Source organism: Streptomyces africanus, assembly GCF_002150735.1.
Taxonomy (GTDB): Bacteria; Actinomycetota; Actinomycetes; order Streptomycetales; family Streptomycetaceae; genus Streptomyces; species Streptomyces africanus.
On record NZ_MUKA01000112.1, the window covers coordinates 1 to 20,827 of the forward strand.

Below are 20,827 nucleotides of genomic sequence, written 5' to 3' on the forward strand. Positions count from 1 at the left end.
ACAGCCAGGCGGAATAAGCCCGGCCGTTCACAGCGTCCTCGCTGTGTTTTTTCAAAGGAACCTCGCCCCAGCAGATGCTGGAGACGGGGTATCAACATATCTGGCGTTGACTTTTGGCACGCTGTTGAGTTCTCAAGGAACGGTCGCTTCCTTTGTACTCACCCTCTCGGGCTTTCCTCCGGGCGCTTCCCTTCGGTCTTGCGTTTCCAACTCTACCAGTGTTTTTCCGGCCCTCTGACCACCGTCCTGCAGGCATGCAGAAGGCGACCCCGAGATAGGATCAAGCAAGTTGGGTGCTGCCAGGCCGGGACGCGAGAGTGCGTCGCTCAGCCCCAGGCAGGAGCACGACTGTACACGCGGCCGCGGAGCGGGGGCAAATCGATGTGCGGTATGGTCTAGACCACTCTGAAGCGCTCATACGGAACCGGCACTTCAGGTGACATACCCTGCTGAACAGTGTGCCGCCCGGTACCGACAGGGACGGCCCATATCGATCTCCACCCCTGGGAGGCTTCCCATGACCACCGTGACGTCCCCACTCGCAGGACGCGCCATCGGACTGGCAGCCGTGCCGGATCCGGTCTTCTCCGGGGCCATGGTCGGCCCGGGCACAGCGATCGACCCCGTACGTGAGCCTTCTGAGGCGGTCTCGCCCGTGGACGGCGTCATCGTCTCCCTGCACCCGCACGCGTTCGTCGTCGTCGACGAGAACGGTCACGGTGTTCTCACCCACCTCGGTATCGACACCGTGCAGCTCAACGGCGAGGGTTTTGAGCTGCTCGTGAACAAGGGTGACACCGTCAGGCGCGGTCAGGGCATCGTGCGCTGGAACCCGGCTGCCGTCGAGGCCGCCGGCAAGTCCGCGGTCTGCCCGATCGTGGCGCTGGAGGCCACGGCCGAAGCACTCTCCGATCTGCGTGACGACGGCGATGTGAAGGCCGGCGACAGCCTCTTCCTCTGGAAGTGACGTCAGTGCCGTCGGAGGGCGGCCAGCAGGAGAACCAACGCGGCGGTTGGATCCGCCGCACTATCGGGACGGGTGAGATGGACACAACGCTGCGAGGCGTCGGCGTGAGCCACGGAGTGGCTATCGGCGAGGTTCGGCACATGGGTACGGCGGTGCTGGAGCCGCCCGCGAAGCAGATCCCCGCGGAAGAAGCGGAGCGTGAACAGGGGCGCGCCCGCAAGGCCGTGGAGGCTGTGGCAGCCGACCTGATGGCACGGGGCAACCTGGCCGGGGGTGAGGCCCAGGCGGTGCTCGAGGCGCAGGCCATGATGGCGCAGGACCCCGAGCTGATTGCAGACGTGGAGCGACGCATCGCCGTCGGCAGCACGGCCGAGCGCGGGGTGTACGACGCGTTCGCCGCGTACCGCGAGTTGCTGGCGGGTGCCGGTGAGTACCTCGCCGGTCGCGTGGCCGACCTCGACGACGTGCGGAATCGTATCGTCGCCCGTCTGCTGGGCGTGCCGATGCCGGGTGTCCCCGACAGCGACGAGCCCTATGTCCTGGTCGCCCGTGACCTCGCGCCCGCCGACACCGCACTACTGGACCCGACTCTGGTGCTCGGCTTCGTCACCGAGGAGGGCGGTCCGACCAGCCACAGCGCGATTCTGGCGCGGGCGCTCGGGGTGCCGGCCGTGGTCGCGCTGCCGGGTGCGGGTGAGCTGGCCGAGGGCACGATGATCGCCGTCGACGGCAGCACCGGCGAGATCTTCGTCGACCCCAGTGATGAGAAGAAGGCTCAGCTCGAGGCCGCGGCCGCCGAGCGCAAGGCGGCGCTGGCGGCCTCCACCGGTCCCGGTGCCACCGCGGACGGTCACAAGGTGCCGTTGCTCGCGAACGTCGGTGGCCCCGCGGATGTGGCGGCAGCGGTCGAGGCCGGGGCGGAGGGAGTCGGTCTCTTCCGTACCGAGTTCCTCTTCCTGGACGACAGCAAGCAGGCGCCGTCGGAGGAGAAGCAGGTCGCCGCGTACCGGCAGGTGCTGGAGGCGTTCCCCGAGGGGCGTGTCGTGGTGCGGGTGCTGGACGCGGGCGCGGACAAGCCCCTCGACTTCCTGACGCCGGCCGACGAGCCGAACCCGGCGCTCGGCGTGCGGGGTCTGCGGACGCTGCTGGATCACCCGGAGGTCCTGCGTACCCAGCTGACGGCGCTCGCGAAGGCCGCGGAGGGGCTGCCGGTCTACCTCGAGGTCATGGCCCCGATGGTCGCGGACCGCACCGATGCCCGGGCCTTCGCGGACGCGTGCCGAGAGGCCGGGCTGCGGGCGAAGTTCGGCGCGATGGTCGAGATCCCGTCGGCCGCGCTGCGGGCGCGCTCGATCCTCCAGGAGGTCGAGTTCCTGTCGCTGGGGACGAACGACCTGGCGCAGTACACCTTCGCCGCCGACCGTCAGGTGGGTGCGGTCTCCCGTCTCCAGGATCCCTGGCAGCCGGCGCTGCTCGACCTGGTGGCGCTGTCCGCCGAGGCGGCGAAGGCCGAGGGCAAGAGCTGCGGCGTATGTGGTGAGGCCGCGTCCGACCCGCTGCTCGCGTGTGTGCTGGCTGGTCTGGGCGTCACCTCTCTTTCGATGGGCGCGGCGTCTATTCCTTATGTCCGGGCCACACTGGCGAAGTACACGCTGGCGCAGTGCGAGCGGGCCGCTGCGGCGGCCCGGGCCTCGGACAGCGCCGAGGACGCGCGCAGCGCGGCGCAGGCGGTGTTGTCGGGCGAGTGAGCCAGGCCATGTCCGGCTGATGACTGCCCGAGCGGGGCGCTCCACTGCGGTGGGGCGCCCCGCCGGCTTTTCAGTGGTTGTGTCCCTGTGCGGGTTGCACTTCTCCCAGGTCGGGCGGCTCGCAGTAGTCGACGTTGGATTCGGGAGAGATCAGGTCACCGGATTCGACGTCGGTGCAGTAGGCGTCGAAGACCTCTCCCGCGGTGAGGGGTGCGAGTCCGTATGCGCGCAGGCGCCAGCCGTAGACACGGTCGGGGTCGCCTGGGGCGGTGACGCGGATGACGAGTCCTCCGGGACTTTCGGTGGCCAGGCCGAGGGCCAGGACCGTGGTGAACTCGAGGGCTTCGGTCTCGTCGAGTTTTACGTCGCCGTCGGTGTCGGTGACGTGGAGGGCGGCGACGAGGGTTTCGGGCGGTCCGGTGACGCTGCATACGAGGTGGCGGTTGCCGGGTGGAGCCGTGTCGAGGATGCGGACGAGGAGGTCGGAGGCCCGGGCGAAGGCGGCGCGTCCCAGGTCCTCACCGCAGGAGGTGCAGGCGCCCAGGCGAGCGAGGAGTGTGGTCGCGTACTCCCAGGTGGCCTGTCGCACGGCCTCGTCGACGAGGGCCGGGAGGAGGTCTGACAGAGGCTGGCCCTCGTAGGGAAGGGTCGGGCCCGTGACCGCGAGTCGCGCCGTGAAGCGTGTGCGGCTCGACGGGTTGTCGGGATCAAGGCCCTTTTGCGTGCAGAACTCGGCGTACTCCTCGGGGTCGAAGAGGGCCACCGTGGTGTGACTGCCTTCCAGGGCTCGTGCCCTGAGGAGGCCTTCCACATGCTTGAGGTAGGCGGCGTGGTCGTGGAAGGTGAAGCTGCGGTAGCGCCGCATGACCCGGAAGTCGTGCTCGTCGGTGAGCAGGCCGATGGTGCCGGCGATTTCGCGGCGCAGGACACGTCGCATGGTCCGGCTGTCGGTGTGCGTCATTGTTCCCCCTGTGCACGGTCGATCAATGCTCACTCACAGTAATCGAAGGCACTGACAACGAGGGTGGGCAAGGTGACCGCCCATCCGAGCGAGGGTTAAATACGCAGGTCAGGGATTTATAGCGGACATGATTGCGTCGGCACCCACGGTTACGACGAGTGGTCCCGGGTGATGCCGGTCAGACGCGTTTGCGGGCCAGGTCCTCGTAGAAGCTCAGCAGGTCGAGGTTGTCGATGGAACCCGGGTTGACCGCCTTCTCCAGCGGGGTGCCCTGGAGGAGGCGTTTGACCGGGACCTCGATGCGCTTGCCGGTCAGGGTGTGCGGGACGCCGGGGACTTCGATGATCTCGTCGGGGACGTGGCGCGGTGACAGTTGTTCGCGGATGGTCTGCTTGATGCGGTTCAGCAGAGCCTCGTCGAGGACGGCTCCGGGGGCCAGGTGCACGAAGAGCGGCATCCAGTAGCCGCCGTCCGGCTGTTCGATGCCGATGACCAGGGATTCCCTGATCTCGGGGAGGCGCTCCACGGCCTCGTAGATGTCGGCGGATCCCATGCGTACGCCCTGGCGGTTGAGCGTGGAGTCGGAGCGGCCGTGGATGACGACGGATCCGCGGGAGGTGACGGTGATCCAGTCGCCGTGCCGCCAGACGCCGGGGTACGTGTCGAAGTAGCTGTCGTGGTACCGGCTGCCGTCGGGGTCGTTCCAGAAGTGGATGGGCATCGACGGCATGGGGTTGGTGACCACGAGCTCGCCGACCTCGTCGACCAGGGGGGTGCCGCTCGGGTCCCAGGACTGGAGGTCGGTGCCGAGGCAGGGGGCCTGGAGTTCACCGACGTGGACCGGGAGGGTCGGTACGGCTCCGGCGAAGCAGGAGCACACGTCCGTGCCGCCGCTGACGGAGGCGATCCACAGGTCGTCGCGGACCTCGTCGTGGAGCCAGCGGAAGCCGTCGGGCGGAAGGGGCGAGCCCGTGGTGGCGACGCACTGGACAGAGGAGAGGTCGAAGTCGCGCGACGGGTGGACGCCCGCCTTGCGGCAGGCCATGACGTAGGCGGCCGAGGTGCCGTAGAGGGTGGCCTTGGTGCGTTCGGCGATGCGCCACTGGGCGCCGGTGTCCGGGTAGCCGGGGCTGCCGTCGTAGAGGACGATCGTGGTGCCGGTGAGCAGGCCGGAGACGAGGAAGTTCCACATCATCCAGCCGGTCGACGTGTACCAGAAGAAGCGGTCCTCGGGGCCCAGGTCGCAGTGCAGGCCGAGTTGCTTGAGGTGCTCGACCAGGATGCCGCCCTGGGACTGGACGATGGCCTTGGGCAGGCCGGTGGTGCCGGAGGAGTAGAGCACCCACAGGGGGTGGTCGAAGGGCACCTGCTCGTAGACGGGGGTCGTGTCGGCGGAGGTGAGGGCCGACCAGTCCAGGGCGCCCTCGGGTGCCTCCGTGCCGAGGAGGGGGATGTGGACGACGGCGCGCAGGGTGGGCAGTTCGCGGCGCAGCTCGGCGACGATCTCGCGGCGGTCGTGCTCCTTGCCGCCGTAGCGGTAGCCGTCGACCGTGAACAGCACGACGGGTTCGACCTGCTGGAAGCGGTCGAGGACGCTGCGGGCGCCGAAGTCGGGCGCGCAGGACGTCCAGACGGCGCCCACGGCGGCTGTGGCGAGGAGGGCGATCACGGCCTGCGGGACGTTGGGGAGATACCCGCTGACGCGGTCACCGGGGCGTACGCCAAGGGCGCGCAGTTCGGCGGCCAGGGAGCCGACCTGGCGGCGCAGCTCGGCCCAGGTGACGGGGCTCGGTTCGTGTGTCTCGTCGACGTACAGGAGGGCCGGTTCGTCAGCGCGGGTGTCGGTCGCGCGCAGGGCGTGTTCGGCGTAGTTGAGGGTCGCCCCGGGGAACCACTGGGCGCCGGGCATCGAACGGTCGCCGAGCACGCGCGCGTAGGGCGTCGAGAAACGGACGTCGAACCACTCCGTGAGGGCTTTCCAGAAGGTGTCCAGCTCGTCGACGGACCAGCGCTGGAGGGCCGCGTAGCCGCCCTCGGCGGGGGCGCCGTGGTGCTCGGCTGCCCAGGCGTGGAACCTTGTGATCCGTGCCCGGGCGATGCGGTCGGGGTCTGGCTGCCACAGCGGCTGAGGACTATCGGTCGACATGGTCGGCTCCCGGACTGTGCGCGTCGTGTGCGTCCTCCGCGCACGGGCTGGGGTGTGCGCGTGACGCGGCTGGCACGGACAATGCCATGTGATCGACTTCGGCACCAGGGTGCGCCCCACATAGTCCGTGTCGTGAAGATGTGGTCCCGGCACGGATGAACGGCAGTTGAACGACACGCGCGCGTGGGGCGGTCAGTGGCAGGGTGAGCAGCATGAACGGTCGTGACCTGGTGCGTTCGGTGAAAGCGGTGGGTTCGGTGGGCGCGGCACAGGGTGTGCGTACCGTACGAGCAGCGTGGCGCAGGCGGCGGGCCGACGCCACCGGGCTGCCGTCGCGGGGGGCGGAGCGTGCGCGGGTGCCCGGGGCCGTGCAGGAGGTGGAGCCGGGGCCGGGGGGCGGTGTCGTCCGGTTCAGCCGGTCGGAGCTGCGGATTCTCGTCGCCGTGAACGGAGCCGTCTTCTGGGGCTGGGACGGGGCGGAGCCCGAGCCGTCGTACGCGCTGGCCGGCCGGTGTCCGGAGGCGGATCCCCGGGCGGTGCTGGAGCCGGACAAGGACGGCGGCTGGCGGGTGGTGGCCGAGCGGGTGACGGTCGTCGTGTCGCGGCATGGCGCGGTGGAAGTGCGCACCCCCGGTGGCGTGACGCTGCGCCGTGATCTGCCACCGCGGTGGTGGGAGCCGGTCGGGGGCGGCCCGGCGCGGTGGATGCAGCGGTCGGAGGTGGCTGCCGACGCGCGGTTCTTCGGGCTCGGTGGTCGTGCTTCGGGTCCTCGGCTGCCGGACGGGACGTACCGGCTGTGGAACACCGACCCCGGTCATGCCTTCGCGCCCGGTGACGACCCGCTGTACATCACGATGCCGGTGCAGATGGTGGTGTCCGACGGCGGTACGCATCTGGTGTTCCACGACAGTTCGTGGGACGGCACGGTGACGCTGCGGGAGGGCGAGGAGGGCGCTGGTTCCGGGCATGACCGGGTGGGGACGAGCGAGCTGCGGATGGACGGCGGTCCCCTGCGCTGCTGGGTGATGGCGGGCACCCCCGCGCGCGTGCTGCTCGCTTGGGCCTCACTGACCGGCGCGCCCGCGCTGCCGCCCGCGTGGGCGCTCGGGCACCACCACGCGCGGTGGGGGTTCGGCAGTGAGCAGGAGGTGCGGCGGATCGTCGCGGGTTACCTGGAGCACGGTCTGCCGCTCGACGCCGTGCATCTGGACATCGACCATTTCGACGCGCATCAGGTGTTCACCGTCGACCAGGACCGCTTCCCGAAGCTCCCCGTTCTGGCCGAGGAACTCCGGCGGGACGGCATCCGGCTGGTGTCGATCGTCGACCCGGCCGTGAAGGCCCTGCCTGGCAATGCCGTGTACGACGGCGGGACGGCCGAGGACGTGTTCGTGCGGGATGCCTCGGGGCGGGTCGTGCGTGGTGTCGTGTGGCCCGGGGAGGCGGTGTTTCCCGATTTCACGCACGCGCGCGTGCGGGAGTGGTGGGGCGGTCTGTACGAGGAGCGGCTCGCGCAGGGCTTCTCGGGTTTCTGGCACGACATGAACGAGCCCACGTCGTTCGCCGCCTTCGGGGAGGCGACGCTGCCGCGTTCGGCGCGGCACTCCTTGGAGGGGCGGGGCGGGGACCATCGTGAGGCGCACAACGTGTACGCCTTGTGCATGGCCAGGGCGGGCTTCGAAGGGCTGCGGAAACTCGATCCCCAGGAGCGGCCGTTCCTGTTCTCCCGCTCCGGGTGGGCCGGCCTGCAGCGCTATGGCGGGACGTGGTCGGGTGACGTGGCCACCGACTGGCCGGGACTGCGGGCGTCCTTGGCGCTGGTGATGGGGCTCGGTCTGTGTGGTGTGCCGTACTCGGGGCCGGACATCGGGGGCTTCGACGGGGATCCTTCGCCCGAGCTGTTCCTGCGGTGGTTCCAGCTGGGCGCGTATCTGCCGCTGTTCCGTACGCACGCGAGTCTGCGGGCGGGGCGCAGGGAGCCGTGGGAGTTCGGTGCCGAGGTGCTGGAGCACGCGCGCGTGGCACTCGTCGAACGCCGGCGGCTGCTGCCGTACTTCATGACGCTGGCGCATCTGGCGCGGCGTACCGGAGCGCCCTATGTGCGGCCTCTGTGGTGGGCCGCGCCGGAGGAGCGGGCGCTGCGTGACTGCGGGGACGCCTTCTTGCTGGGCGACAGCCTGCTGGTGGCGCCGGTGCTGGACCCGGGCGCGGACCGGCGTGCCGTGCAGCTTCCGCGGGGACGCTGGTACGACACGGTGACGGAGCAGGCGTACGAGGGGCCGGCGCAGGTGCTCGTCGACGCACCTCTGTCGCGGATCCCGGTGTTCGCACGCGCGGGTGCGGTGCTTCCCGTACGGGGGGAGGACGGCAAGCTGGAACTGGAGGTGTGGGCGCCCGCCCCGGGGCGGACCGGGGGCGGGCTGGTCGTGCCGGACGGCGGCGACGGGTGGGACGAGCCGGAGATCGAGCGCTACACCGCTCGGTGGACGGGCTCTCGGGTGGTCGTCGAGCGGGAGGGTGAGGACGGTGGGGGTGTGCCGTCCCACCCGGTGCGCGTCCGCGGTGCCGGGGAGCGCTGAGTCAGATGTAGCGGCCTTCGAACCAGGCCCGTACGGCCACGGTGTGCAGAGGGAAGGCGAGTTCCTCCGCCCTGCGCAGGAGGTGCCAGCCCTCCGTCTCGTCCGTGGCGGCGGAGGGCGGCAGGCCCTCGGCAGGGCGTTCCGGGAGGAGGCCGAACAGCAGCAGGTGTCCGTCGGGCGAGCTCATGGCGTCGACGAGGCGTACGTCGCGGACGGCCGCGTCGATGCCGGTTTCCTCCTTGAGTTCGCGTACGACGGCGTGCCGCCAGTCCTCCCGGTAGTCGATGTAACCGCCGGGCAGGGCGATGCCCCCGCGCGCGGGAGCGACGGTTCGGGTGATGACGACCAGGGCGGTGCCCTTGGTGTCGTACACGGGCTGGAGGGCCACCGCGACCGGGAGTGGATTGCGGTAGGCCACGTTGCCGCACGCCGGGCAGGTGCGGGGCCAGCCGGAGACGCCCTCTCCGTAGGGCGCGCCACAGCTCGAACAGTGGGAGCCCGGCGCGGAGTTGGAACTGGAGTGCTGAGTTTCGGACACGCGGCGGACTGTAGCCGATCACGGAGAGGGCGTCTCGGGCGGGCGGCTCAGTGAGCGCTGGTCAGCGCCTTCCGGGACACGGGGAAGTCGAAGTAGGTGTCCGGGTAGGGCTCGGGCTTGTAGGTGTAGTGCCACCACTCCTCTGCCAGGTTCACGAAACCGAGGCCCTCCAGGGTGCTCTTGAGCAGCAGCCGGTTGGTGCGCTGTTCGCCCTGGACGCGGGGGTCGAGCGTGTGCGAGAGGGTGTCGAAGCAGTCGAAGCCGGTTCCCATGTCGACGGAGTTGTCGGGGAACCGCTCGTTCTTGGGGGCGAAGCACGGCACGAGGGGCTCTCCGGGGTGGTACGGCCGGGTCGGCATCGCCGGCAGTTTCACTAGCGTGACGTCGAGGGTCGATCCGCGGCTGTGGCCCGACTTCTCGGCGATGTAGCCGTCGGCGAACAGCCGGGTCTTGTCGACGTTCGGGTAGAACTCGCCCTTCATGGCCTGGTCTTCGAGGTCCTTGGCCCAGCGGACGAAGTGGTTCACGGCGCGCTGCGGCCGGTAGCAGTCGTACACCTTGAGTGTGTAGCCCCGGCGCAGCAGCTTCGTCTGGGCCTTGTGGAGGGCTTGGGCGGCGGGGCGGGTGAGGACGCAGATGGGCTGGGCGTAGCCGTCGATGCGCTCGCCGACGAAGTTGTGCGGGGTGAAGTAGCGCATCTCCTGGATGATCGTCGGGTCCACGCTTCTCAGGGCCACGAAGTCCTCGGGCGCATGAGGTCCGGGCCCGGTCGTGGCCTGGGCGGTGGCGGTGGGGGCGGTCGCTGCCAGCACGGCGGCGAGGGCTGTGATCAGGCCGCGTGCCACGGTGGAGAGTCGTGTCATGGCTCCTGCGTCTACCAGGAGACGGTCCCACCGGGGAAGGGGTGCCGAAATCCGGGAGGCGTGGCAGACTTCTGACGTTCCGTCAGATTTGGTCTGCGGGGAGGCGCTGTGTCGCATGCACGAACGCCGGTGGTCGCGGGGTGGTTCGCCGGGGAGGGGAAGGACTTCCGGCTGCTGGGCACGCGTTGCGCAGCGTGCGCATCGGTCTTCTTCCCCCGCGAGGACCACCACTGCCGCAACCCGGCCTGCGCCGGCGGAGAGTTGACGGAGGTCCCGCTGTCGCGGCATGGCCGCGTCTGGTCGTACACCGACAGCCGGTATCGGCCGCCGTCACCCTATGTGAGCGATCCGGAACTTTCATGGGAGCCGTGCGCGTTGATCGCTGTGGAGCTGGAGGCCGAGCGGCTCGTGGTGCTGGGGCAGGCGGCTCCCGGGATCACCGTCGCGGATCTGACGGTGGGCATGGAGGTGGAGGTCGTGCCCGGCGTGCTCCACGAGGACGCGGAAGCGACTTGGACGACGTGGCACTGGCGGCCGACGGGGGTGAAGGCGTGACGGGCGAGGTGGCGGTGCTGGGCGCGGGCATGCACCCGTGGGGCAAGTGGGGGCGGAACTTCGTCGAGTACGGGGTCGCAGCGGCCCGCGCGGCGCTCACCGACGCCGGGCTGGACTGGCAGGACATCGGCTCGATCATCGGCGCGGACACCGTCCGTGGCGGCTATCCCGGCTATGTCGCCGGAGCGACGTTCGCAAAAGCACTGGGATGGCAAGGGGCCCGGGTCACGAGCGTGTACGCCGCGTGCGCGTCCGGGGCGCAGGCCCTGGACACGGCACGGGCCCAGATCCTCTCCGGGCTCGCCGAGGTGGTGCTCGTGGTGGGAGCCGATGCCGCTCCCAAGGGATTCTTCCGCCCCGCCGGCGGGGACCGGCCCGACGATCCCGACTGGCTGCGGTTCCGGATCCTCGGGGCGACCAACCCCGTGTATTTCGGGTTGTATGCCCGTAGGCGCATGGCCGTGCACGGCGACACACCGGGCGACTTCGCACAGGTGAAGGTGAAGAACGCGGCGATGGGTGCGCTGAACCCCCATGCGCGCTACCGCCGGCGTGTCACCGCCGAAGAGGTGGCCGCCTCCGCCGTCGTCGCCGATCCGCTGCGGCTGCTCGACATCTGCGCGACCTCCGACGGCGGCGCGGCGTTGGTGCTCTCCAGCATGGAGTTCGCGCGGCGGCACGGCCATGCGGATCCGGTGCGGATCCGGGCGGTGGCCACGGTGACGCCGCGGTACCCGAACACCGTGCTGGACCTGCCGGACATCGCCACGGACTCCGCTGCGGCGGTCGATCCGCCCGCCCAGACGTTCCGGGTGTCCATCGCCCGGGCGGCCTACGAGGAAGCGGGGATCGGGCCGGAGGACCTCTCGCTGGCCGAGGTCTACGACCTGTCCACGGCGCTCGAGTTGCAGTGGTACGAAGACCTGGGGCTGTGCGGTGAGGGCGAGGGCGTGAAACTGCTGCGCGACGGGGCGACGGCCCTGGGCGGACGCATACCGGTGAACGCCAGCGGTGGACTGGCCTCCTTCGGCGAGGCCGTACCGGCACAAGCGATAGCCCAGGTGTGCGAGCTGGCCTGGCAGTTGCGGGGCGAGGCAGGGGACCGCCAGGTCGCGGGAGCGCGCGTGGGGATGAGCGCGAATCAGGGGTTGTTCGGGCATGGGTCGGCGGTGATCGCGGTGCGGTGAGCGGGGTGCGGTGAGCGGCAGGGTCGGGCCGAGGCTCGATGCGGTGCGGGCACGGCCTGAGGCGGCGCTGAGACGCGTGGATGCGGCGCCGGGTACTGCCTGGGGGCGTTGCGACGCGACGGGTGCAGTGCGAGGACTGCGTGGGGTGAGGCGGTGCCGGGAGGGGCCTGGGCGGTGCCCGGCATGGCGCTCGGCGGGCGCTCGGACGCGGCCGGGGGGCAGGTCCCCGGATGCGGCACGGCCGCACACGGGATCGGGCAGGGACGCGGACAGAGCCGTGCCGTCGCGCGCGCTGGTGGTGCAGCCGCGACCGTGCCTTTGCATACGCTGCGTGACCGGTCCGAAATCCTGCGTGAACGTCTCATGAACTGCGCAATGGGTGTGCGCCGGTGGAGTCACCATGCTGCCGTGCACTCCTGGACGGACACTCTCCGCTTCGCCTTCCAACCGGTGGTCAATCTGACGACCGGCGCGGTCGGGGGACTGGAAATACTCGCTCGCCCGGAGACCGGCGACATCCTGGCCGAGGCCCGCCGGGATCCCGAGCTCGACAGCCGGCTGGCGGTGTCGGCTCTCCGCGCTGCGGTGGACAAGGAGACCCTGCTGCCGCTGTTCGTCAATGTCTTCGCCGGCACCCTCGCCGACCTCGGCGGTCTCCCTTCGCTGCACGACGCCGTGCGCGAGGTGGGGCGGCTTCCGTGGGAGGTGACGATCGACGTCTGTCCTCCGTACACGCACGTGCCGCAGCGGGCACTGCTGGAGGCGGTGTCCAGGCTGCGCGGGGACGGGTTCCGGATCTGCGCGGACGGTGTCGGGGATGGGGACGTGCCCTTGCGGCTCCTCTCGGACATCGCACCCGACCTGGTGAAGCTGGACGCGTCGCTGCTGGCCCGGCCGGCGGTGGTGCGGTCGATGCGGACGCTGTGCGACGAGCTGGGAGCTCTCCTGGCTGTCGAGGGCGTGGAGACCGAAGGGCAGTGCGCGGCGGCGCTGGCGGCCGGGGCGCAGCTGGCACAGGGCCAGCTGTTCGCCCCGCCGGCCCGGTTGCCCGCCGCCGACGTCTACGTCCCGCCCCGCTCCCCCGTCGATGTGGCCGTGCCACGGTCGGGACCGTCGGTGCGGGAGTTCGTGAGGCCCGCCGCGCTGCTGCCCGCCACGGCGTCCGCGGGGCAGGTGCGGGCGCTGCTGACGGGGTCACCGGATGTGTCCGGAGTGCTGCTCGTGGACACCGCCGGAGTGCCGGTCCGGTCGGTGCACCGGTCCCGCTTCCTGTTGTCGATGTCGGGGCGCTACGGGCACGCCCTCTACGCCGACCGGCCCGCGGCCAAGCTCGGTGACCCACCGCGGACAGTGGGCAGCGACGCCACCGCCTGGGAGGTGCTGGACGTCGTGGCGGTCGGCGGGCGGGATCGCACATCGGACGATGTCGCCGTCGTGGACCGGTACGGACGGTGTGTGGGCGTCGTACGGCTCGCGGACCTCGTGCGCGCACTGGCCGAGACCCGGGTGGAGGAGGCGGCGGGGCTCAATCCGCTGACGCGTCTGCCCGGCTCGGACGCGATCACCGGTGAGGTGGACCGGCGGATCGCGTCCGGGCGGGCGTTCGCGCTGAGCTGGCTGGACGTCGACCACTTCAAGCAGGTCAACGACGGAGCCGGGTTCGCGGCGGGCGACGAGTTGATCCGGGCCGTGGGGCGTGCGCTGCAACAGGCCGCGACGGACAGCACTCGCGTGGGACACATCGGCGGCGACGATTTCCTGGTGCTCGCCGAGCCGGAGGGTATCGATCCGCTGGCCGCCTCCGTACTGGACGCCCCGTGGTCGGCGGGCGGTCGGCCGGTCACGCTGTCGCTCGCCACGGTGCTGTGCGCGCCGGGCAGTGTGACCGACCACCGGCAGGCGGCGGCTTGCCTGGCACCCCTGAAGAAGGCGGCGAAGGCATTGCACGGGGCGAGTTGGGTGCTGGGCCGCGCGGGCGCGCCCGGACATGAGACCCGCCGCGGCGGTGAGACGACGCCGGCAGCAGCGCGGTGTGGGGCCCCTTAGGGGCGTCCGGTGGCACGACTCAGTCCGTACCCGGAATTGTGGCGGCTGTCAGGGGCGGGCGCCTCTGCAGGGCAGTGACCCGCCCGCCAAGGCCGGCCAGGGCCCCGGTAGGGCGCCAGGGGCGGAGCGCTGCTCGTCCGGTTGAGAGACCGCCTGGTCAGGTGGATGCTGGTGGCTAGCAAGCGAGGAGTCAGGTGCGGCTGGGCGATGCCTACGGCGGAGCCCGGCGAAGGCCGGACGACACCACCAGTAAGGCCTCGCGCGGCTCAGTGAAGCGCGCGTCGGCCCCGACCAGATCTGAACAGCGACTCGACCGGGCACCGCCAGGGCCGTGCAGCCGGCCACCCGGCCCGACAGGCCCGGCCGCCACCACAAGGCCGTCAACCGTTGCGGTCGGCGACCTTGACGCCCCCTGGGCGCCGGTGAACACTTCCGGTGTCAGTCGACCTAGCCGTACATACTCGGCGTATCCGGCATGCGGCGCGCGGGCGCGTCGGCGACCAAGGCCCTTTGTTCCACGGGCGATTCGGCTGCGATCGGCACGCGCGTCACGCGCGTCACGCGCGTCACGGACGCCGGGCGGGGCGCGGGAGTTTTCCTGCCCTCGGCTGAAGTAGCCATGGGAAACGCACTCCGCACATGAGGACCGGGGCGGATGGTCCCGGGGCCTCGGCCTAGGAGCCGCCATGAGCAGCGTGGAATCTTCGTCGGCGAGACCATCGGCACGGCGGGCGCGTACACCGCCGCCGCCCCGCTGTCGGGTGGCCATACCGATCCCGTACGTGACAGGGGCCGCGCATCGCGCACCAGTTCGTCCCGATCCCGATCCCGGACAAGGGAACGTCCGACTGGGGGTACACCTGGATCCCGTGGCAGGGCCTCCGCGGCAGGGCCTGCGGCCGGCGGAATTCTCGGGGCCCTCATCTGCAACGCAGCCTTCTGACCAAGCGATCAAGAGGTAGTAGCCATGACGGACAACTCCGAGAAGTACGTAGCAGCGATCGACCAGGGCACCACCTCCAGCCGCTGCATCGTCTTCAACCAGAACGGTGCCATCGTCGCCGTGGACCAGCGTGAGCACCGCCAGATCTTCCCCAAGCCCGGGTGGGTGGAGCACGACGCCACCGAGATCTGGTCCAAGGTGCAGGCGGTGGTCGCAGGGGCGCTCGCCAAGGCCGGGCTGCGCGCCGACCAGCTGAGCGCGATGGGAATCACCAACCAGCGCGAGACGACCCTCCTGTGGGACCGCGCGACGGGGAAGCCGGTGCACAACGCCATCGTGTGGCAGGACACGCGGACGGCGGCGCTGTGCAACCAGCTGGGCGGCTCGGAAGGGCAGGACCGTTTCCGCGAGCAGACGGGCCTGCCGCTGGCCACCTACTTCTCCGGCCCCAAGGCGGCCTGGCTGCTCGACAACGTGCCCGACCTCCGGACGCGGGCCGAACGCGGTGAGATCGCCTTCGGAACGATGGACTCCTGGCTGATCTGGAACCTCACCGGCGGCACGGACGGCGGGCAGCACGTCACCGACGTGACCAACGCCGGGCGCACCATGCTGATGAACCTGGAGACCCTCCAGTGGGACTCCTCGATCTGCTCGGCGATGAACATCCCCGAGGCCATGCTGCCGGAGATCCGGTCCTCCGCCGAGGTGTACGGCACCGCCGTCGGCCAGCTCGCCGGCGTGCCCGTGGCCTCCGCGCTGGGCGACCAGCAGGCCGCGGTGTTCGGCCAGGCCTGCTACGACGTGGGCACCGCGAAGAACACGTACGGCACGGGCAGCTTCCTGCTGCTCAACACCGGCAACCGCCCGGTGTCGTCGAAGAGCGGCCTGCTGACGACGATGGGCTACAAGATCGGCAGCGAGGCGCCGATCTACTGTCTGGAGGGGTCGATAGCCATAACGGGCGCGCTGGTCCAGTGGTTCCGCGACCAGCTCGGCATCATCCGGACCGCCGACGAGATCGAGCCCCTGGCCGCGAGCGTGGAGGACAACGGCGGCGCGTACATCGTGCCGGCGTTCTCGGGCCTGTTCGCGCCGTACTGGCGCTCCGACGCGCGCGGCGTGGTCACCGGGCTGACGCGGTACGTCACGAAGGCGCACCTCGCGCGTGCCGTGCTGGAGGCGACGAGCTGGCAGACCCGCGAGGTCGTGGACGCCATGTACCAGGACTCCGGGGTGCACATCACCACCCTGAAGGTCGACGGCGGCATGACCAAGAACAACCTGCTCATGCAGCACCAGGCGGACGTGCTCGACGTGCCGGTGGTGCGGCCCAAGGTCTCCGAGACGACCTGTCTGGGCGCGGCGTACGCGGCCGGTCTGGCCACCGGTGTGTGGAACGACCTGGACGAGCTCAAGGCGCACTGGCAGAAGGACGTCGAGTGGACGCCGTCCATGGACGCGTCCGTGCGGGACCGCGAGCACCGGAACTGGCGCAAGGCCGTGGAGAAGAGCTTCGGCTGGGAGGAGGACGCCGACAGCTAGCCACGCGCGCGTGCAGGGTCGTTTCCGGACGGTGGACCGTACCCCTGTCGGCGGGGGTACGGTCCACGCCCGCCGGTCGGCCCAGCCTCAGGTGGTCACGGTCTGGCGGCGGTCGGCCGCGTACGCCATGGCGTGCTGGACGACGCCGATGAGCGCTTCCTTGACCGACTCGCGGTCACGGGCGTCGCACATCATGAGCGGTACGCCGTCGTCGAGGTCGAGGGCCTGGCGCACGTCCTCGACGGGGTAACGCGGTGCGCCCTCGAAGCAGTTGACGCCGACGAGGAACGGTATCGAGCGCCGTTCGAAGTAGTCGACGGCGGCGAAGGAGTCCTCCAGGCGGCGCGTGTCGGCGAGCACGACGGCTCCGAGGGCGCCCTCGGAGAGCTCGTCCCACATGAACCAGAACCGCTCCTGGCCGGGCGTGCCGAAGAGGTACAGCACCAGGTCCTCGCGGAGCGTGATGCGGCCGAAGTCCATGGCCACGGTCGTGGTGTGCTTGCCTTCCACACCGCTGGTGTCGTCGACCGGCCGCCCGGCCTCGGTGAGCAGCTCCTCGGTGCGCAGCGGCCGGATCTCGCTGACCGCGCCGACGAGCGTGGTCTTGCCCACGCCGAAACCGCCGGCCACCAGGATCTTGAGCGTGACGGGCTCGACCGGAGGCTTGCCGCGCTCAGAACGCCCGAAGATCATCGATCTCTTCTCCTGCTTGATGGGGGTCGGACGACGGCGGGCCGTAGCCCCCGCCGCCTGGGGTTTCGATGACGAGCACGTCGCCGGTGACGACGTCCGCGGAGTCGCTGCCGCCGAGTTCGGTCACGGTGCCGTCGGCGTGTTCCACCCGGTTGGCACCGAGAGCGCCCGGCTCGCCGCCCGCCATACCGTACGGGGGAACGCGGCGGTGCTGGGACAGCGTGGAGACGGTCATGGGCTCCAGGAACCGGATGCGCCGCACGGCACCGTCGCCGCCGCGCCACCGGCCGGCTCCGCCGCTGCCGCGCCGGACCGCGAACTCCTCGAGGCGCACGGGCAGCCGCCACTCCAGGACCTCGGGGTCGGTGAGGCGGGAGTTGGTCATGTGCGTCTGGACGACGGGGGCGCCGGGGAAACCGTCGCCCGCGCCGGAGCCGGAGGCGACGGTCTCGTAGTACTGGTGGCGTGCGTTCCCGAAGGTGACGTTGTTCATGGTCCCGGAGCCCTCGGCCTGGACGCCGAGCGCCGCGTAGAGGGCACCGGTGATGGCCTGGGACGTCTCCACGTTGCCGGCGACGACGGCGGCCGGCGGCTCCGGGGAGAGCAGGGAGCCGGGGGGCACGACGATGTCCAGGGGGCGCAGGCAGCCGTCGTTGAGGGGGATGTCGTCTGCGACGAGCGTGCGGAAGACGTACAGGACGGCCGCGTTGACGACCGAGAAGGGGGCGTTGAAGTTGGTGGGCAGCTGCGCCGAGGTGCCGGTGAAGTCGACGGTCGCGGCGCGGCTCTCCCGGTCCACGCGCACGCTGACGCGGATGACGGCGCCCGAGTCGGTCTCATAGGCGTAGTCACCGTCGTCGAGGGCGTCGATGACACGGCGTACGGCCTCTTCCGCGTTGTCCTGGACGTGCCGCATGTAGGCCTGGACGACGTCGAGACCGAAGTCCTCGATCATGCGGCCGACCTCGTCGACGCCCTTCTGGTTGGCGGCGATCTGGGCGCGCAGGTCGGCGAGGTTGGTCTTGGGGTTGCGCGAGGGGTACGGCGCCTCGGTGAGGAGGCGGAGGGTCTCGTCCTCGCGGAAGCGGCCGCTCTCGGCGAGCAGCCAGTTGTCGAAGAGGACGCCCTCCTCCTCGATGGTGCGGCTGTTCGCGGGCATGGAGCCGGGGGCGATGCCGCCGATCTCGGCGTGATGGCCGCGTGAGGCGACGTAGAAGAGGATCTCCGGGTCACTCTCCGTGTCGGTCGACGGTGCGGTGTCGAAGACCGGGGTGATCACGGTGACGTCGGGCAGATGTGTGCCGCCGTGGTACGGGTCGTTGACGGCGTAGGTGTCGCCCGGGCGCATACGGGAGCCCCTGCGCCGGATGACCTCCTTGACGCTGGTGCCCATCGAGCCCAGGTGAACGGGGATGTGCGGGGCATTGGCCACCAGGTTTCCGTCCGGGTCGAAGAGCGCGCAGGAGAAGTCCAGGCGCTCCTTGATGTTGACGGACTGGGCCGTGGATTCCAGACGGGCACCCATCTGCTCGGCGATGGACATGAACAGGTTGTTGAAGACCTCAAGCAGAACCGGGTCGACTTTCGTGTCGAGTTCGGAACTCTGCGTAATCGCGGCGCGTTCCATGACCAGATGCCCGTCGTCGGTCGCCGCGGCCCGCCAGCCGTCGTCGACGACGGTCGTCGCGCCGGCCTCGGTGATGATCGCGGGACCGGTGACGGTGTCGCCGGGGGGAAGGTCCTCGCGGCGGTGGAGGGGTACGTCGCGCCAGGCTCCGCCCGTGTGGATGCGGACGGACCGCGGCGCCGCGGGGCCACCGTCGGCGGTGGCTCCATAGGGAGCGAGAGCGGAGAGATCGGGGGGTTCGGTGATGCCGGTGGCTTCGACGGAGAGGGCTTCGACGACGATCGGGCGGTCGAGCGTGAAGGAGTACGTGGCGCGATGACGTTCTTCGAAGGCGTGCCGCATGGTGCGGGGCTCGGTCAGCTCGACGGTGAGGGTGGTGTCGGTGCCGTCGTAGCGGAGCTGCGCGCGGCGGGTGATCTCGATGTGCTCCTGGGGGACGTCCTCGGCGAGGAGTTCGGCGCGTGCCGCGGCTTCCAGGTCCTCGGCGGTCTTGAGGACTCCGGGCATGGATGCGGGTTCCAGGGGTGCCTCGACGGACTGTTCGCGCATGGCGGTGGTGTCGGCGAGGCCGATGCCGAGTGCGGAGAGGACACCGGCCATGGGCGGCACGAGGACAGTGCGGATGCCGAGCGAGTCGGCGACCAGGCAGGCGTGCTGGCCGCCGGCGCCGCCGAAGGTGGTGAGGGCGTAGCGGGTGACGTCGTGGCCCTTTTGGACGGAGATCCGCTTCACGGCGGAGGCGATGTTGGCGACGGCGATCTGCAGGTAGCCCTCGGCGACCTGTTCGGGGGTGCGGTCGTCGCCGGTCGTCTCGCGGATCTCGCGCGCGAGGGCGGCGAAGCGGTCCCGGACGAGCGCGTCGTCGAGGGGCTCGTCGCCGTTCGCGCCGAACACCTTCGGGAAGTGGGCGGGCTGGATGCGGCCGAGCATGAGGTTGGCGTCGGTGACGGTGAGCGGGCCGCCGCCGCGGTAGCAGGCCGGCCCCGGGTCCGCGCCCGCCGAGTCAGGCCCTACGCGGTAGCGGGAGCCGTCGAAGTGCAGGACCGAGCCGCCGCCGGCGGCGACGGTGTGGATGTCGAGCATGGGGGCGCGCAGCCGGACGCCGGCGATCCGGCTGGTGAAGACACGTTCGTACTCGCCGGCGAAGTGGGAGACGTCGGTGGAGGTCCCGCCCATGTCGAAGCCGATGACGCGGTCGAAGCCGGCCAGCTGCGACATGCGGGCCATGCCGACGATGCCGCCGGCCGGCCCGGACAGGATGGCGTCCTTGCCGCGGAACTGCCCGGCCTCGGTGAGACCGCCGTTGGACTGCATGAACATCAGCCGTACGCCTTCCAGGGCGTCGGCGACGTGCCGGACGTAGCGGCGCAGGACGGGCGAGAGGTAGGCGTCGACGACGGCGGTGTCCCCGCGGGGGACGAGTTTCATCAGGGGACTGGCCTCGCTGGAGAGCGAGATCTGCGGGAAGCCGATGCGGGCGGCGAGTTCCCCGACGGCCTGTTCGTGGGCGGGGTGGAGGTGGCTGTGCATGCAGATCACGGCGACGGCCCGGATCCCGTCGTCGTACGCCTCCTGGAGGGGCCCGGCGAGGGCGTCCAGGTCGGGTGCGCGCAGGAGAGTGCCGTCGGCGGCGATGCGCTCGTCGACCTCGACGACCCGTTCGTACAGCAGCTCGGGCAGTTCGATGCGGCGGGCGAAGATGCTCGGGCGGTTCTGGTAGGCGATGCGCAGGGCGTCGCGGAAGCCGCGGGTGATGACCAGCAGGGTGCGTTCGCCCTTGCGCTCCAGAAGGGCGTTGGTGGCGACCGTCGTACCCATGCGCACGGCGTCCACCGGGTCGTCGGAGCCGGCCAGCAGGGAGCGGACGCCCTCGACGGCCGCGTCGGCGTAACGGGCCGGCCTGTCCGACAGCAGCTTGTGCGTGAGCAGCCGGCCGTCCGGGCGACGCGCGACGATGTCGGTGAAGGTGCCGCCTCGGTCGACCCAGAACTGCCAGCCTGTCACGTCAGTACCCCGCTTCCGCGCTGTTCACAGCGCCCGGAGGCCGTTGATCACGTCGCGCAGAATGCTCTCGTCCGGCAGTTCGGCAGGGGGTACGGGCCGGTTCACATGGACGAATTCCGCGTCCACGAGATCTCCGACAAGGACCCGTACCACCCCGATCGGCAGGTCGAGTTCCGCTGCGAGTTCGGCGACCGACTGCGGGACGTCACGACACAGTTCGACGATGTCCACATGCTCCGGGGAGAGCATGTGGTCCGCTTCCGGGTCGTCCGCGTGCGGTTCCGTGACCACGACCGCGATCAGGTCCAGGCGGTGCTGGCCCTGGCTGCTGGTGCGGCCGCGTGTCATGGCGTACGGACGGACGACCGGTCCGGCCTCGTCGTCGAACCAGTGGCTTCTTCCCTGACCGTCAGCGCTCATGTCAT

The 20,827-nt window shown here is 70.6% G+C and carries 14 protein-coding genes; 7 read left to right on the forward strand and 7 right to left on the reverse strand.

Features of this window, described 5'->3' with window-relative positions:
* Nucleotides 1-517 precede the first annotated feature (517 nt).
* Complete coding sequence (locus tag CCL05_RS16855) at nt 518-967, forward strand: PTS sugar transporter subunit IIA (RefSeq protein ID WP_059416024.1); 450 nt, start codon at nt 518-520, stop codon at nt 965-967.
* Between the two features lie 77 nt (nt 968-1,044).
* Nucleotides 1,045-2,715, forward strand: coding sequence for a phosphoenolpyruvate--protein phosphotransferase (ptsP, locus tag CCL05_RS16860; RefSeq protein WP_086561334.1), 1,671 nt, complete (start codon nt 1,045-1,047; stop codon nt 2,713-2,715).
* 70 nt (nt 2,716-2,785) lie between these two features.
* Here the strand turns inward: ptsP and CCL05_RS16865 are convergent, their stop codons facing one another.
* Together CCL05_RS16865 and CCL05_RS16870 are read right to left on the reverse strand one after the other, a co-directional pair.
* On the reverse strand, nt 2,786-3,676 hold the full coding sequence (locus CCL05_RS16865; protein ID WP_086561335.1) for a hypothetical protein: 891 nt from the start codon (nt 3,674-3,676) through the stop codon (nt 2,786-2,788).
* 178 nt (nt 3,677-3,854) lie between these two features.
* Complete coding sequence (locus tag CCL05_RS16870; RefSeq protein ID WP_086561336.1) at nt 3,855-5,822, reverse strand: acetoacetate--CoA ligase; 1,968 nt, start codon at nt 5,820-5,822, stop codon at nt 3,855-3,857.
* A 212-nt stretch (nt 5,823-6,034) separates the two neighbouring features.
* On the opposite strand from CCL05_RS16870, the gene CCL05_RS16875 reads away from it, so the two are divergent.
* Nucleotides 6,035-8,401: a glycoside hydrolase family 31 protein gene (locus CCL05_RS16875; protein WP_086561337.1), complete on the forward strand. Its 2,367-nt coding sequence runs from the start codon at nt 6,035-6,037 to the stop codon at nt 8,399-8,401.
* A gap of 1 nt (nt 8,402) precedes the next feature.
* Here the strand turns inward: CCL05_RS16875 and CCL05_RS16880 are convergent, their stop codons facing one another.
* Nucleotides 8,403-8,939 carry an NUDIX domain-containing protein gene (locus CCL05_RS16880; RefSeq protein WP_086561338.1) on the reverse strand — a complete coding sequence of 179 codons (537 nt, stop codon included), beginning with the start codon at nt 8,937-8,939 and terminating at the stop codon, nt 8,403-8,405.
* Between the two features lie 47 nt (nt 8,940-8,986).
* Nucleotides 8,987-9,802, reverse strand: a complete 816-nt coding sequence (locus tag CCL05_RS16885; protein WP_086561339.1) for a M15 family metallopeptidase — start codon at nt 9,800-9,802, stop codon at nt 8,987-8,989.
* A 129-nt stretch (nt 9,803-9,931) separates the two neighbouring features.
* On the opposite strand from CCL05_RS16885, the gene CCL05_RS16890 reads away from it, so the two are divergent.
* The 4 genes from CCL05_RS16890 to glpK all read left to right on the forward strand — a co-directional run bounded on the left by CCL05_RS16890 (nt 9,932) and on the right by glpK (nt 16,078).
* On the forward strand, nt 9,932-10,357 hold the full coding sequence (locus CCL05_RS16890; protein ID WP_086561340.1) for a Zn-ribbon domain-containing OB-fold protein: 426 nt from the start codon (nt 9,932-9,934) through the stop codon (nt 10,355-10,357).
* Entirely contained in the window at nt 10,354-11,544 is a 1,191-nt protein-coding gene (locus CCL05_RS16895) for a lipid-transfer protein (protein WP_208641552.1), read from the forward strand. The genes CCL05_RS16890 and CCL05_RS16895 overlap by 4 nt, the downstream gene beginning before the upstream one ends.
* A 408-nt stretch (nt 11,545-11,952) precedes the next feature.
* Nucleotides 11,953-13,590, forward strand: a complete 1,638-nt coding sequence (locus tag CCL05_RS16900; protein ID WP_086561341.1) for a GGDEF domain-containing protein — start codon at nt 11,953-11,955, stop codon at nt 13,588-13,590.
* Nucleotides 13,591-14,557: 967 nt separating this feature from the next.
* A complete protein-coding gene (glpK, locus tag CCL05_RS16905) occupies nt 14,558-16,078 on the forward strand; it encodes a glycerol kinase GlpK (RefSeq protein WP_086561342.1) in 1,521 nt (506 codons plus the stop codon).
* Nucleotides 16,079-16,165: 87 nt separating this feature from the next.
* Here glpK and CCL05_RS16910 read toward each other — a convergent pair whose 3' ends face one another.
* The 3 genes from CCL05_RS16910 to CCL05_RS16920 are packed head-to-tail and all read right to left on the reverse strand — an operon-like array spanning nt 16,166 to nt 20,822.
* The gene (locus CCL05_RS16910; RefSeq protein ID WP_086561343.1) at nt 16,166-16,771 is read right to left on the reverse strand and encodes a GTP-binding protein; all 606 of its coding nucleotides are present in this window, start codon (nt 16,769-16,771) and stop codon (nt 16,166-16,168) included.
* Entirely contained in the window at nt 16,752-20,402 is a 3,651-nt protein-coding gene (locus CCL05_RS16915; protein ID WP_086561344.1) for a hydantoinase B/oxoprolinase family protein, read from the reverse strand. Before CCL05_RS16915 ends, CCL05_RS16910 begins: the two co-directional genes overlap by 20 nt.
* Nucleotides 20,403-20,426: 24 nt before the next feature.
* Entirely contained in the window at nt 20,427-20,822 is a 396-nt protein-coding gene (locus CCL05_RS16920; protein WP_010046285.1) for a DUF742 domain-containing protein, read from the reverse strand.
* Between the last annotated feature and the right edge of the window lie 5 nt (nt 20,823-20,827).

Bases quoted from the DNA above. Each gene is read 5' to 3' on its own strand.
- CCL05_RS16870 (WP_086561336.1), bottom strand. From the start codon at position 5,822: ATGTCGACCGATAGTCCTCAGCCGCTGTGGCAGCCAGACCCCGACCGC.
- CCL05_RS16910 (WP_086561343.1), bottom strand. From the start codon at position 16,771: ATGATCTTCGGGCGTTCTGAGCGCGGCAAGCCTCCGGTCGAGCCCGTC.
- CCL05_RS16875 (WP_086561337.1), top strand. From the start codon at position 6,035: ATGAACGGTCGTGACCTGGTGCGTTCGGTGAAAGCGGTGGGTTCGGTG.
- CCL05_RS16885 (WP_086561339.1), bottom strand. From the start codon at position 9,802: ATGACACGACTCTCCACCGTGGCACGCGGCCTGATCACAGCCCTCGCC.
- CCL05_RS16920 (WP_010046285.1), bottom strand. From the start codon at position 20,822: ATGAGCGCTGACGGTCAGGGAAGAAGCCACTGGTTCGACGACGAGGCC.
- glpK (WP_086561342.1), top strand. From the start codon at position 14,558: ATGACGGACAACTCCGAGAAGTACGTAGCAGCGATCGACCAGGGCACC.
- CCL05_RS16865 (WP_086561335.1), bottom strand. From the start codon at position 3,676: ATGACGCACACCGACAGCCGGACCATGCGACGTGTCCTGCGCCGCGAA.
- ptsP (WP_086561334.1), top strand. From the start codon at position 1,045: ATGGACACAACGCTGCGAGGCGTCGGCGTGAGCCACGGAGTGGCTATC.
- CCL05_RS16855 (WP_059416024.1), top strand. From the start codon at position 518: ATGACCACCGTGACGTCCCCACTCGCAGGACGCGCCATCGGACTGGCA.